The organism is Bradyrhizobium erythrophlei (assembly GCF_042430365.1).
Classification (GTDB): domain Bacteria; phylum Pseudomonadota; class Alphaproteobacteria; order Rhizobiales; family Xanthobacteraceae; genus Bradyrhizobium; species Bradyrhizobium erythrophlei.
The window spans coordinates 1-12,502 of record NZ_JBHMET010000098.1 but is presented as its reverse complement, the minus strand read 5'-3'; the positions used below and the strand labels follow the sequence as shown (position 1 = coordinate 12,502).

General features: G+C 61.9%; 17 protein-coding genes and 1 tRNA gene. 10 read left to right on the top strand and 8 right to left on the bottom strand.

What is annotated here, in order from left to right; translation table 11 throughout:
- Window positions 1–278 (bottom strand): hypothetical protein (locus tag ACFFWD_RS16745; RefSeq protein ID WP_376966987.1); only part of this gene is annotated, 278 nt, incomplete at its 3' end.
- Between the two features lie 24 nt (window positions 279–302).
- A complete protein-coding gene (locus ACFFWD_RS16740; protein ID WP_376966985.1) occupies window positions 303–1,154 on the bottom strand; it encodes a tetratricopeptide repeat protein in 852 nt (283 codons plus the stop codon).
- Window positions 1,155–1,417: 263 nt separating this feature from the next.
- Here ACFFWD_RS16740 and ACFFWD_RS16735 point away from each other — a divergent pair, with 263 nt between their 5' ends.
- The 3 genes from ACFFWD_RS16735 (at window position 1,418) to ACFFWD_RS16725 (ending at window position 3,239) form a co-directional block, all read left to right on the top strand.
- On the top strand, window positions 1,418–2,008 hold the full coding sequence (locus ACFFWD_RS16735; RefSeq protein WP_376966983.1) for a GNAT family N-acetyltransferase: 591 nt from the start codon (window positions 1,418–1,420) through the stop codon (window positions 2,006–2,008).
- A protein-coding gene (locus ACFFWD_RS16730) for an IS5 family transposase (protein WP_376966981.1) occupies window positions 1,932–2,695 on the top strand; the annotation gives its coding sequence in 2 pieces (ribosomal slippage) (window positions 1,932–2,273 and window positions 2,276–2,695; 762 coding nt in all). Before ACFFWD_RS16735 ends, ACFFWD_RS16730 begins: the two co-directional genes overlap by 77 nt.
- Before the next feature lie 310 nt (window positions 2,696–3,005).
- Window positions 3,006–3,239, top strand: coding sequence for a hypothetical protein (locus ACFFWD_RS16725; protein ID WP_376966979.1), 234 nt, complete (start codon window positions 3,006–3,008; stop codon window positions 3,237–3,239).
- Here ACFFWD_RS16725 and ACFFWD_RS16720 read toward each other — a convergent pair.
- The 3 genes from ACFFWD_RS16720 to ACFFWD_RS16710 all read right to left on the bottom strand — a co-directional run bounded on the left by ACFFWD_RS16720 (window position 3,236) and on the right by ACFFWD_RS16710 (window position 4,689).
- Window positions 3,236–3,472 carry a hypothetical protein gene (locus ACFFWD_RS16720; protein WP_376966977.1) on the bottom strand — a complete coding sequence of 79 codons (237 nt, stop codon included), beginning with the start codon at window positions 3,470–3,472 and terminating at the stop codon, window positions 3,236–3,238. The two genes, ACFFWD_RS16725 and ACFFWD_RS16720, sit on opposite strands and share 4 nt — an antisense overlap.
- 139 nt (window positions 3,473–3,611) lie before the next feature.
- A tRNA-Arg gene (locus ACFFWD_RS16715) sits at window positions 3,612–3,688 on the bottom strand.
- Between the two features lie 113 nt (window positions 3,689–3,801).
- Window positions 3,802–4,689, bottom strand: a complete 888-nt coding sequence (locus tag ACFFWD_RS16710; protein ID WP_376966975.1) for an LAPAL motif-containing putative phage structural protein — start codon at window positions 4,687–4,689, stop codon at window positions 3,802–3,804.
- Between the two features lie 432 nt (window positions 4,690–5,121).
- Here ACFFWD_RS16710 and ACFFWD_RS16705 point away from each other — a divergent pair, with 432 nt between their 5' ends.
- On the top strand, window positions 5,122–5,577 hold the full coding sequence (locus tag ACFFWD_RS16705) for a helix-turn-helix domain-containing protein (RefSeq protein WP_376966973.1): 456 nt from the start codon (window positions 5,122–5,124) through the stop codon (window positions 5,575–5,577).
- Window positions 5,574–5,720 (top strand): hypothetical protein, encoded by a 147-nt coding sequence (locus ACFFWD_RS16700; protein WP_376966971.1) that lies wholly within the window; start codon window positions 5,574–5,576, stop codon window positions 5,718–5,720. Before ACFFWD_RS16705 ends, ACFFWD_RS16700 begins: the two co-directional genes overlap by 4 nt.
- A gap of 250 nt (window positions 5,721–5,970) precedes the next feature.
- On the opposite strand, the gene ACFFWD_RS16695 is transcribed toward ACFFWD_RS16700, so the two are convergent.
- Window positions 5,971–6,378, bottom strand: coding sequence for a hypothetical protein (locus ACFFWD_RS16695; protein ID WP_376966969.1), 408 nt, complete (start codon window positions 6,376–6,378; stop codon window positions 5,971–5,973).
- Between ACFFWD_RS16695 and ACFFWD_RS16690 the strand changes: the two genes are divergently transcribed.
- Window positions 6,362–6,649 (top strand): hypothetical protein, encoded by a 288-nt coding sequence (locus ACFFWD_RS16690; RefSeq protein WP_376966967.1) that lies wholly within the window; start codon window positions 6,362–6,364, stop codon window positions 6,647–6,649. The two genes, ACFFWD_RS16695 and ACFFWD_RS16690, sit on opposite strands and share 17 nt — an antisense overlap.
- A 390-nt stretch (window positions 6,650–7,039) precedes the next feature.
- Here ACFFWD_RS16690 and ACFFWD_RS16685 read toward each other — a convergent pair whose 3' ends face one another.
- A complete protein-coding gene (locus ACFFWD_RS16685) occupies window positions 7,040–8,548 on the bottom strand; it encodes a flavin-containing monooxygenase (protein WP_376966965.1) in 1,509 nt (502 codons plus the stop codon).
- Between the two features lie 77 nt (window positions 8,549–8,625).
- On the opposite strand from ACFFWD_RS16685, the gene ACFFWD_RS16680 reads away from it, so the two are divergent.
- The 3 genes from ACFFWD_RS16680 (at window position 8,626) to ACFFWD_RS16670 (ending at window position 11,484) form a co-directional block, all read left to right on the top strand.
- Window positions 8,626–9,279 (top strand): TetR/AcrR family transcriptional regulator, encoded by a 654-nt coding sequence (locus ACFFWD_RS16680; protein WP_376966963.1) that lies wholly within the window; start codon window positions 8,626–8,628, stop codon window positions 9,277–9,279.
- 202 nt (window positions 9,280–9,481) lie between these two features.
- Window positions 9,482–10,582 carry a helix-turn-helix transcriptional regulator gene (locus ACFFWD_RS16675; protein WP_376966961.1) on the top strand — a complete coding sequence of 367 codons (1,101 nt, stop codon included), beginning with the start codon at window positions 9,482–9,484 and terminating at the stop codon, window positions 10,580–10,582.
- A 224-nt stretch (window positions 10,583–10,806) separates the two neighbouring features.
- Window positions 10,807–11,484, top strand: coding sequence for a hypothetical protein (locus ACFFWD_RS16670; protein ID WP_376966959.1), 678 nt, complete (start codon window positions 10,807–10,809; stop codon window positions 11,482–11,484).
- A 12-nt stretch (window positions 11,485–11,496) separates the two neighbouring features.
- Here the strand turns inward: ACFFWD_RS16670 and ACFFWD_RS16665 are convergent, their stop codons facing one another.
- Window positions 11,497–11,919 (bottom strand): CAP domain-containing protein, encoded by a 423-nt coding sequence (locus ACFFWD_RS16665; RefSeq protein WP_376966957.1) that lies wholly within the window; start codon window positions 11,917–11,919, stop codon window positions 11,497–11,499.
- A gap of 109 nt (window positions 11,920–12,028) precedes the next feature.
- Here ACFFWD_RS16665 and ACFFWD_RS16660 point away from each other — a divergent pair, with 109 nt between their 5' ends.
- On the top strand, window positions 12,029–12,442 hold the full coding sequence (locus tag ACFFWD_RS16660; RefSeq protein WP_376966955.1) for a VOC family protein: 414 nt from the start codon (window positions 12,029–12,031) through the stop codon (window positions 12,440–12,442).
- Window positions 12,443–12,502 lie beyond the last annotated feature (60 nt).

Here is a 12,502-nt window from a genome sequence, read left to right as displayed (position 1 = left end):
ACCGCATCCCACACCACGTTCGTGACGATCGCGAGCCGCCCCTCATTCGGGTGAGACGGGCGGATTCCTAACACTGATTTGCCATTCCGAAAAACCGAAATATTTTTCGCAGCAGGGCTTGCGTCGTCGGGCAAATCAGTGGCAGGGGGCGCGGAGCTAACCCAACCTGCGCTCTCGGTCGTCATCGCGAGCGGAGCGAAGCAATCCATGGCGCCGCAAGTGGAGATATGGATTGCTTCGTCGCTTCGCTCCTCGCAATGACGGAGTGATACATGCATGCCTAGCGCGCGTCGCACCAGCGGCTAACCCGGCTCGCTCAAAAACTTCGCCACCGCGCTCGGGCGGAAGAAGAAGCGGCCATGCGACGAATGGACCAGCGCATAGGTGGCGCGGCCGATTATCTGCGGCCGGCCGCGCAAGGCCAGGCGCAGATTGGCCTCGCCGGCGTCGCGGTCCCCCATTTCGAGGAGGCAGGCGGTGAGATCGGCGCGCGTCACGGCGTCGTCCGGACGCAACGCCAGCGCGTTGCGGTAAAGGTCGGCGGCCGCGGCATAGTCGCCATCGAGTAGCAGCACGCGCGCCAGCACCGTCAGGATGTCTGGATGCCCCGGGGCCGCCGCGCGCGCCTTTGTGAGAATCTCGTGCGCCTTGCCGCGTTCGTTGCGAGCGAGCAGCAGCCGCGCGAGATCGAGCTGCAGATCGACGGCGTCGGGCGCCAGCGCGAGCGCGCTCTCGATGGCCGCGACCGCCTCGTCGATGCGTCCGGCGCGTGACAATTGCCCCGCGAGCTCCTGGAAGGCCGGCAGGAAGGGCGGACGGCGTTCGGTGGTCCGGCGCAACAGTTCGATCGCCTCGCTGCGCCGACCGGCGCCGCCGAGTGCCGCACCCAGCAGGGTCTCGATCCCCGGATCCGGAGCGCGGCGCGCGACCCGCTCGAGCGGCGCGATCGCCTCCTCGCCGCGGTTCTGCGCCAACAGCGCCCGCGCCAGGATCGACGCGGCGGCGACGTCGGCCCGGCTCGCTTTCAGGACCTCGAACGCAAGCTGCTCGGCCTCGATGAATTGTCCCATCTGCAGCGCGAGCGCGGCACGTTGCAGGGCCTGGGACTGGGTGTGGCCGCGGTTGGCGGACGGAGAAGAGGAATGCTTCGGCATCAGGCCTGTAATAATGTGTTCACACAGCCGTTACCATCGTCGCCGACTGAGCGTCCAGCAAAACCCTCGTGAAGAGCCGGCGGCCATTCTGTGAACCTTCACGGGCGCTGCAGTGACGCAGCCAATGATTGGGCTGGGCGCGTCCGTTTGCCGGGAGAGGTGCCGCCGCAGACCGGGCACGGCACCGCGAGGATGCCTCGCCGTTGGTACACTAATTGGGCCGGTCGCTTCCCCAGACAAAGAAGGCTGGCCGCGGCGTAGAGATGACCAACATTCAGACCTTTATCGTGGAGCCCCGCACGCCTGAGTTGGCAATCTGCGCGCGCTGGCGCGCAAATGCCTTTTCAGTGCTCCAAGCATCCTTCGAGCAGGAATTGAGGTCGCTGGAGCAATTTGTTTCGGATCAGAGCCGTGGTGTAGCGCTGGTGGCGAAGGCCAATGGCGAGCCGATCGGAACATGTCTTCTGGTCGAGTCAGAGATCAAGCCTAACCATGATGTGTCGCCTTGGCTTGCAGGCTTATTCGTTGTCCCCGAGCATCGGCGAAAGGGGGCAGGCGCCGTATTGGTTCGAGCCATCGAGGCTCAAGCGCGACAGCGAGGGTTTTCGCGGCTGTACCTCTACACTTCAGAGGCTGTCGGGTTCTATGCCAGGCTCGGTTGGTCAGTCCTTGATCGCACCAACTGGAAGGGCTTAGACACAGCTCTAGGTGGTGTGGACTCTAAGGATTCCCTTTTAGGCGCAAATCAGATTCAAGACTGCTTTTGGGGAGGCAGACTTGGGCGTGATGGATCGTTTGGTTTTGAACGACGCGGCGTGGGAGCGGATGGCGCCGCTGATCATAGGCCGGCCTGACCAGAAGGGTTCGACCGGCCGCGACAATCGGATGTTCGTGGAAGGTGTGCTTTGGATCGTGCGTACGGGCGCTCCCTGGCGTGATCTTCCGGAGGCGTTTGGAGACTGGAACAGCGTATTCCGGCGCTTCAGTCGATGGAGCGCCAAAGGCGTCTGGTGCCGCATCTTTGAGGCGATGTCCGATGATCCTGACTTCGAATACTTGATCGTCGATTCCACCATCGTCCGAGCCCATCAGCATGCTGCCGGGGCGAAAAAAGGGGGCCTGAAGATCAAGCGCTTGGCCGCTCGCGCGGTGGTCTGAGCACCAAGATCCATATGGCCGTTCGGGGGTTGGGATGTCCCGTGCGGTTCACCCTGACCGCAGGTCAGATGGGCGATGCACCGCAAGCCGCCGCATTGATCGAGGGGTTGCCTGCCGAGGTCGTCATGGGCGACACGGCCTATGACGCCGATCACTTGCGCCAGGCCATCGCCGCCAAGGGCGCGCTCGCCGTCATCCCCAACAACCCGTCACGCGCCCTCAAATACCCGCTCGACAAGCATCTCTATGCCCAGCGCCATCTCGTCGAATGCTGCTTCTCAAAGCTCAAGCAATTTCGCCGCGTCGCAACCCGCTTCGAAAAGACCGCCCGAAATTATCGGGCGGTCGTCACCCTCGCAGCTATCATTCTCTGGCTGCGGTAAGTGTCCACACCACCTAATGGTCCGCGATCTGTCAGGGGGTGGAGGAGGAGGCTGTGGCTGGCAGTGATTGGGCCCTCTTGGTCTTGAAGCACGAACACGGCGGGAGCCGGCTCGTTTGGGCTGTGGTAGTCTGGTCCAACGCATATGTGTTCCTACTTGGATGGATTCTGATGCGGCGTCTCCACGGGGCGGCGCCGGGGGCACGCGGGAAATTTCCGGCGTCGGCCAATCGATGGCCACTCAGATTTTTCTGCGTTTGACCACGCCCCCCATTAAGCTGCGCGTTGTGTCCAATTAACGGGGCAACCCGATGTCCGAGATCGACCCACATACGCTGGAAGGCCATCTTTCGAAGCTAGTGGAGGACAGCGAGTCCTTGACGATTGTGTTCGGCATGCAGAACGCATGCACCATGTACCCGCCCTACACCATCGGGACGGATTTTATCTCTGGGAGTGATCATGCGGTCCCCGCAAAAGCCAAGCCTCTCGTGGCGCCATTCAACAGCATCCAACAGATCATCTGCCACCCGAGGAAGAGCTAGGGCGTGTACTTACGCCAGCGGATCAGGGCACATTTGATGTCCGCTAGGCCCTTAATGCTGGCGGGAAAGCCGACATCGCCGGAGGTCAGAGACGGGCCAAGCCGCGACATGCGATTGCTTTGGTCCGCTGCGGAGGGGCGCAAAAGGTCCTCAAGGTCGATCGAATAGGCCATCAGTCCGCCGAGTTCGACGTGCTCACGATACGCATAGATTGAAGGAATCCGGGTTTTCACGGCTAATTCGTGGTCCAGCGCAACGCGACGGACGGTCGAAATTATCGGCAAGATTCGGTTTTGAGAGGTGATCCTCGACCAGCGTCCGCAAATGATCGCTATGTGGCCGGGAATCGAAAGCGTCTTATGGCGTTGAAAATGGCGATCCCGGGAAGACTCGAACTTCCGACCTACGGTTTAGGAAACCGTCGCTCTATCCGGCTGAGCTACGGGACCGGACTGAAATACCAACCACTTACAACAGTGCGCCAATTCCTTTGACATCGGTTTGGCATCTTCGATGCCTTGCAGCCTTATACGATGCGAACCAGTGCAGACCAAGCCAGAACTTAGCTCTTCGGGATCGGCCGTATCACTCGGGTAATGACAAAGGAGTTCGGGTCGTTGACCCACACGCCAAGGGCATTCTCGTAGTTTTGCCTGAGCGTAATTTCCACGTCGAGCGCATCGCCCGAACCGAAAAAGACCTCGCGCCGGTCGAGCTTATCTAGGAAGCCCGTATCGGCGATCGGAGCGGAGATCGGCACGCCGTTCCACTCGAACGACCATTTTCGCTTGGCGTGGTTCAACCAGGCTTTCAAGACGACGACGCGAGCTCGCTCCTTTACGGTTCGCTCCTTCGGCTGATCCTCAGTCACAACGTCGAACGTGACGACTGCGGGAAATTCAGCGCGGGGAATGCGGATCAACGGTTCCGGGTCCGCGATAGAGCCGGTGATACCGAAGTCCGTGACGTTCTTGTCGGCGTCAAGCGCAGCAAATGTTTTGGATAGGCCACGCTGCACCGCAAGGTTCTTTTTGACGTGCTCCGTTGCCTCGTGAACCTTTCGCGGCACGATGATCGTGTCATTGCCGTGCTTGATAACGACCTCATCCGTAGTGACGGTGATCTCCGGCTTCGGGTCGGCCTTTTTGAGTGTTGCGTCATAGACCACGTTGGAAACACCCCCCCAGAACACCGTGCCGCCGATCGCGAGCAGCCCGCCGTAGTCCTTTTTGATTCGACGGATTTTGGTGCGATAGCTGCCTGGCCCGGTCGCCTCGACGAGTATTTCGATCTCGGTACCGGGGTCGATGGTTGCGCTGACGGCAAGGGCAGTGTCGGCAAACCCTGTCAGGGCTTCCGCAAGCGTATAGGCGTCGATGCTCCCCGATGAGCCACCGAAGTGAAGGACGATCGTGTCGTCCTGAAACTCGCCCAGCCTGATGATCGCCATGGATGCCCCGGGGGCATCCTAAGGGTTGCATCAGTTCCGCGACAAGTAGCGTCACGCGCGCACCCTCTGAGATTCCAGTTCGCGGGGCATATGGAAAAGCGACGTAACCCGGCGCGAGCCACACCTAGGGCATTTAAGGCGCGTGCCGAGGTCAGAGAGAGGGAAGACGGCGCCGCGGGTCCACACTGAGGTCCAGCTCGTAGCTGTAGACGCATGCGCGGATGGATTTCATGCCTTTCACGCTTCCCCCATGCGCACCGTGCGGTGATGCGCCAACCGAGTTGCCAGGCCTCGCCGATTGTCCCGACTTTGAGAACAGAAAGAGTACGAACAGCCAAGCCGGTCAACCGTCGACTGCTATTTGCCGCCAGAAAGCTGTATAGAAGCGAAGCAGAGTAGCCAGTCCATAGCTTTTCTGCTTAGTTTTGGCCTATGAAAGAAACAGACATCCCAGAGCTCCCTGATGATCTCGACTACGAACGAGGCCGCGTCTCGGCCCGCTTCGGCGTCGTGGCTGCTGCCGGCTACCAGCCGTTGCCGGATGTGCTGCTGTTTCATCAGAGCGAGCTCGGCCTCACGAGCGAGGAGCTGAATGTGGTGCTCCACATCTTGGCGCACTGGTACGCCCCGGAGAGATTGCCCTTCCCCAGCGCCAAAACAATCGCGAGGCGCATGGGGGTCGGAGAGCGAACGGTGGAGCGGTATCTGACCTCACTCCGTAAGAAACAGTACCTAGTGAAATACCGCCATCCAAAGGGGGCGAGACGTCGAAAAGGGCACGATCTTTCACCCCTCATAGAACGGCTCAAACCGCTCGCTCACCAGCGGCTTGAGGATCGCCGGCAACGGTTGCGGGAGACCAAAGTGTTGGAGGTTGATTTGACGTGACCGAGGTAGGCAAATTTGTGCTGAACGCGTTCGGACTGTCGCTGTCCGCCGATGGGTTCGTTGCCATGTGGCTGGCCGTCGTTCCGGTCACGGTATTCGTGCTGGCGCTTGCGTACCGGATGGTGCGCCCGCCGCCGCAGTGAGTCGCGTGCCGACTCAGTAACCCGTCAACGGCAAAAATGCTTTTCCGTCAAGCACCTGTGAATAGGTGGGATAGCGGTGGAAAGACTCGCGAAGCGGTTGCGGTTCCGAGTACAGTTTCCATGTGGCGCGAGAGATTCGCGGCTCCACGAAAAAACCGGGCTCATCCCTCTGCAAGAGCTGGCCCGGCTTTCGTGACCTTCGCCCCTGCGGGTTCAGGCAGCTTGAGGTCATCACGCGGTGATTCGCAAGTCAAGCCTGGGCCCCGATTACGGAGACACGGCCATTACGCACAAATCCAACTTGGAACCGGCAGAAGCCGTTGTTTGCTGGCACCTCAACGCACTCGGCTATCATCAGCACGAGATCGCCGCGGTGTTCAAAGTGAACCAGCGGTGCGTGCATGAAGTGCTGCGAGAGAAGAAACATCTCGGCAGCAAAGAACTCGCACAACTCTCGTTGCCGAAACACTAAACGCAGAACAGGCGGCCACGTGCCGCCTGTTTTTTTTGACCATGCTCCGGCTTGCTCCCGGGGCTTCGCGGCTTTCTTATCGCGCTGCTGTCGGGCAATCCCGCTACCCACAAAGCGAAACGCGGGCGAATCGGGTACCTTCTCCTGGTCACGGACGGGGGATCCGCTAATGGCCCTGATCATCATCGAAATGCTCTATGCGATCGGAATCGCCGCGTATGGGATCGGACACCTGATAGACGCTATCTCCAATGCCGATTGGCTCCGCAACATCGACTTCGGGGCCATAGTCGATTGGTTTCGCGCCGCGCCGGCAATGCAAATGGCGCCGCAGCTCAGTCTCGGAAATGAGACGCTGTACGCGCAATTCCAGCAGCTCATGGACACACAGTTTCAGGTCCGCGAGCTCAAGCGCACCATCCTGACCCTGCCCGCGCTACCAAGCGAGGGTTATTGACGGCTCATGGACGATAACGTGACACGTAGCGGAGCGAAGTGTTGTTATTGTTTTTGAGGCGAATGCAGTGCCGTTTTCGGTTTAGGAAACCGTCGCTTTATCCGGCTGAGCTACGGGACCGCGAACCCGCGACGCGAAGCGCGGGCGTGGCCATCCCATAGCAGACACGTCGGCTGATCGCCAGCCTGCGTCGGCGTCTGTCATATGAAGTTGCATAGCGGCGTCACCGCGCGCATCGCGCACGGCGCGAGAGACGAGGCCGGTTCCTGGAGCTACGGTTCTGATTGCATCAGAAGCGAAGCTCCAGATTCTTGTTTTGACGCGTTTTCTTCACGCGAACCGGTATCCATCCCGGATCAAGTCCAGGACAGGCTTTCGCTCGAAAACGCTCTACGCCGCCTGTTCGGCCGGTTTCGACGCTGAGCCGGCCGCGGTGGCGGAGCGGCGGGCCGGCAGATACTCGATCGCCTCATCCTTCATCGAGCCGAATTTCAGGCTGACGATGTCGAGCGCGTAGTTCTGGTAGAGTCGCCACGGCCGGCGCGAGCCCTGCTTCGGAAATTTCTCCATGGCGCGTTGCACATAGCCGGAGGAGAAATCCACCCACGGCATTTCGGTGATGCTCGGGTCGTTCCGCCGCGGCGTAACTTGCGCGTAGCCGTTGGCCTTCATGTAGTTGAGCATGCGGCAGACATATTCGCAGGTCAGGTCGCATTTCAGCGTCCAGGACGCGTTGGTGTAGCCGAAGGCGGACGCGAGGTTCGGCACGCCCGAATACATCAGCCCCTTGTAGTTCATGGTCTTGGAGAAATCGACGCGCGCGCCGTCGACGCTGACGTTAAGCCCGCCGAGCACCTCGAGATCGAGCCCGGTCGCCGTCACCACGATGTCGGCGTCGAGCTGCTTGCCCGACTTCAGCTTGATCCCGGCAGCGGTGAAGCTGTCGATCTGGTCGGTGACCACCGACGATTGGCCGCTGCGGATCGAGTCGAACAGGTCGCCGTTCGGCACCAGGCAGAGCCGCTGGTCCCACGGCTTGTAGCGCGGCGTGAAATGGGTCGCGACGTCGTAGTCCGGACCGAGCGCGTGGCGCACGCCGCCGAGGATCAGCTTCTTGACGCGCTCCGGATCGCGCTTGCAGAGCCGGTAGAAATACATGCCCCACAGCACATTCTTCCAGCGCGTAATGCCGTAGGCGAGCTTGGCCGGCAGCCGCGCCCGCAGCCAGTCAGCGACCTTGTCCTTGTCGGGGCGCGAGACCACGTAGGTCGGCGAGCGCTGCAGCATCGTGACATGCGCCGCTCGCTTGGCCATCTCCGGCACCAGCGTGACCGCGGTCGCGCCGCTGCCGATCACCACCACCTTCTTGCCCGCATAGTCGATGTCGTCGGTCCATTGCTGCGGATGGACGACGCGGCCGGCGAAATCGGCAATGCCGGGGAAATCGGGCGTGTAGCCCTTGGCGTATTTGTAGTAGCCGCTGCACATGAACAGGAAGTTGCAGGTGAAGCGCTCGATCGCCTTCTCCGCACCCCGCTCGACCGTGACCGTCCATTGCGAGTCCGCCGACGACCAGTCGGCGCTGACGACACGGTGGTTGAAGCGGATCTTCTTGTCGATGCCGTAGATGCGCGCGGTCTCGCGCACATAGTTCAGGATCGACGGCCCGTCGGCGATCGCCTTGGCTTCCGTCCACGGCCGGAACGAATAGCCCAGCGTGTACATGTCGGAGTCGGAGCGGATGCCGGGATAGCGGAACAGGTCCCAGGTGCCGCCGATGCAGTCGCGTCCTTCGAGGATGGCGTAGCTGCGGTCCGGGCAGTTCTTCTGCAAATGATAGCCGGCGCCGATGCCGGAGAGGCCCGCACCTACGATCAACACGTCGACATGACTGGACACGCCTGCACCTCCCGTTTTGACAATCTATCTTGTCAGATAACTTGACATCTGACAATGCGTCATGTCAATACACTTTCATGGGAACCAGCCGGAAAGCCCGCCTGTATGGCGGTATGGACGCCGACGAACGCCGCAGTGAGCGGCGGCTGCGGCTGATCAACGCGGCGATCGAGGTCTATGGCGAGGTCGGCTACCGCGTCGCCACGGTGAAGGCGATCTGCGAGGCGGCGGAGCTGACCGAGCGCTATTTTTATGAATCCTTCGCCAACAGCGAGGCGCTGCTGATCGCAGCCTACGGCCACGTCGTCGACCACCTTCACGAGGAGATGGCGGCGGCCGCCGATGCCGCCGGCGATGACGCCGACGCAAGGCTGCTTGCAGCGCTGACGCTCTATTTCACGCGGCTGAAGCAGCATCCGAAGCCGGCGCGGGTGTTCCTGCTCGAAATATCGGGCATCAGCCCGGCGGTGGACGCCGTCGTGCTCGATGCGTTGCGCATCTTCAGCAACATCCTGGTACCGATGGCGACCGACCTCCGACGCACCGACAAGGCCAACGGCGCGCTGCTGTCGTACGGCATGGTCGGCGCCGTCATCAACATCGCGCGCCGATGGGTGTCGAAACACTATCTGCAGCCGGTGGAGGAGGTCGTCGCCACCGCGGCGGCATTCTGTCGCGTGGCGCGTGGCGAAGCGAACACCCCACGTCGACCGGATTTGCGTTCGGTTTAGGCGCTTACGGCCGCAAGCCGCATATTCTACCGCTTTTCGATGCAGTTCCCGCGCGCCGTGTCCTAGATTCACGGCTGTTCTTCGCGCCGGCCTTGGCTACAATGCCCGGTGGAATGCACAATCCATCCGCGGAGATGGAGGCAAGAGCCCACGCGCCGATGCGCGAGAACGGGCCGTCCCGGCAAACCGGAGGAGCGTTGGATTGGTCGATCTGCGCAAGCTTGACGATGTGACCGGGCGCCTCGGCGACGTCGTGCTCGATCCGTCGGGCTGGCCCGGCTTCATGGACGAGCTCTGCGCCGCAATCGGCGCCACAGGGGCAGCGATGCTGCAGAGCGACGTCCGCACCGAGGATATCCCGCGCACCGCGTCGATCACCGACTATTTCACCAACGTCTATTTTCCCAACAACCTTCACCTCACCGACATCCGCGCGGCGCGTGGCGTGCCGCGGCTGCTCGCCGGCCTCGACGTCATCACCGACGCCGACCTGTTCGAATCCGAGACCGAGATGCTGCGCGATCCGCTCTATGTCAGTCTCGGCGAGTTCGGGCTGAAGTGGTTTGCCGCCATTGGCTTCCGCGCCGGCTCCGCGCTGTGGGGACTGACGATCCAGCGGACGCCGAAGGAGGGAATGTTCGACGCCGACGAGGTCAAGGCGCTTGCCAGCGTGTCAGCGCGGCTCACCGAGGCCGCGACATTGTCCACGGTGGTCGGCCGCTCCGCGATCGCGGGCATTACCAACGCGCTCGATCTGATCCAGGTCGCGGCGATCGCGGTCGGCCGCTTCGGCGCCGTCATCGGCATGAACAGCCAGGCCGAGGCCTGCCTTGGCCCCGATTTGATGATCCGCCACGGCCGGCTGACGCTGCGCGACCGGCATGCCCAGGCCGAATTGACCGGGCTCACCGATCAGCTCCGTTGCACCCCCGACCTGCTGGCGTTGCCGTCGTCGGCGCCGATCGTGGTGCGACGACGCGACAAGCGGCCGATCGTCATTCAGATGCAGCCGGTGCCGCCTGCCGCCCGCTCGCCGTTCCTCGGCGCGCGCGCGATCCTCTTGATCCGCGATCTCGAAGGCAGAGTCTCGTTCGACCAGGGCCTCCTGGTCACCACCTTCGAGCTGACGCCGGCGCAGGCGCGCCTCGCCGTCAAGCTCGCGCGCGGCGATTCGATCGAAGGTGCCGCACAGGAGATCGGCGTCTCACCGGCCACTGCGCGCAACCAGCTCAAGGCCATCTTCCAGAAGACCGGCACGCATCGCCAGGCTGAGCTCGTCGCGTTGCTGCACAAGGTGAAATGAGCGCGGTGGCGCGCGTTGCGCATCAGAGATGTTGCCCGTGAAGTCCCGAAGTTCCTTGTCATCGTGAAGCAGCCTGACCGACGGCGAAGAGTCTATTATTCGATATTGAAAACACTCGGCAATTTTGATGGATGTGTCCCATCCGTCACAGTTGGATACGAACTGGGGAAGCACAGGTTCCCGCGTGACAGGCTGCCCCAAAATGGCAAAAATTGGGGCAAATCGTGTCCGCTGATTTGGTGCTGGGATTCTCGTCCGTGATTGCGTCTCGTTCATCGGCGTTTGCCATCGCCGCGGTCGTCGCCTGCTTCGAGCTCGCGCCGGAGTGTGCGCACGCGCAATGGTGGCGTAGCGCGCCGAGGGACTTCGAGGATTGCGCCGATCTCGCCGAGAAGGCGAAGACCAAGCAGGACAAGACCGCGCAGCTTGCCGAATGCAACGCCAAGTTTGCCGGGCGCCGCAAGGTGGGCGGCGGCTACACCTATTACGATTTCATGCAGGATCGCACCTTCGACATCGCCGGCCCGAATCCGACGCCGGAAGAGCAGAAGAAGATCGACCAGGAATATACCGGCTACCTCGAGAGCCAGCGCCGCTCGCACATCGCGGCGGCCTTCAGCGCCAAGCAGCGCCTGGAACAGCAACAGCCGCAGGAACAGCAGCAACAATCGCAACAGCCGCCGCGGCAGATCCAGCAGGTGTCGCTGCGCAGCGAGACCGGGAAGGTGCCGGTGCCGGTCGCAAGCCCGGTCAAGCAGGCCGCGCGCATCAGGGCGGCGCAATGCGCCAAGAACTCGTTCTCATGCGAATGGCCGCGGCTGTCGCAGAGTCTCGACGACCTCAAGAAGCTGTTCAGCTCGCAGCCGTCGACGCCGCCGACCAGGACGGCGAAGCGGAGCTGATCCGCTCTCACCTCAGTCCGTGATCACCATCGCCCAGAATTTTCTGTAGGGCGAGTTCGGATTGTCGACAAAGGCCACGCCGACGCGCTTGGCGCCCGGCATCAGCAGGTTCTCGCGATGGCCGGCGGAATTCTCCCACTGCTTCATCATTTCCGCGAAGGTGAGGAAGCCCGCGCCGATGTTTTCGGCGGCGCGCTGCTTCTTCAGCGGTTTCACGCGCATAAAGAAGCTGCCGCCCGCGGAATGGCTCACCGACCCGCTCGTCGACATCGCCTGCGCCTGTTTCAAGGCAACCGTGTTCAATTTCCCGTCGAGCTTCACCGCGGACATGCCGTGGGCCCGCCGATAGGCGCTGATCGCGCCGGCATAGTCTGCGGCGCACGCGGCCGTCATCAGGCCGAACACGAGGCCGAGCGCGAGCAAGGCTGATCTCATCTCAAAGCGATTCATCTCGGCGCACGAAACATCCGGTTGTCGATGCCTTTCCGGCCATGCGACACTCGCAACGGCCGGACATGACGGCCCATCCATAAAGGAAGAACGCGTGAACGACCAGAACCCCTCCTCTGGCTCGCCGTTTCGAGCCATCAAGGCCATCGACTACACCGTGATCTTCGTGCGCGACATGGTCGCGATGCGCCGCTTCTATGAGGACATCCTCGGCTTTCCGCTGCAACGCGAGCTCTCGGCGAGCTGGATCGAGTATCAGGTGGGCGCGAACACGCTGGCGCTGACGAGGCCTAGCCGAACGGCGGCGGATGCTCCAACTCCCCGTGGCAGCGCGGCGCTGCAACTGGCCTTTAAGGTGTCCGTTCCCGAAGTCGATCAGTGCGCGGACGAGCTCGTCCGGCACGGCGTCGACCTGCTCTCGCCGCCAACCGACCAAGCGTTTGGACATCGCACGCTGTTTTTCCGTGATCCCGACGGAAATCTGCTGGAAGTGTTTGCGGACATCTAACAGTCTGCTGAAAAACCTCTCGCCGTAGCGAGAATTTGCTGATTCAATTTTTTATCACGA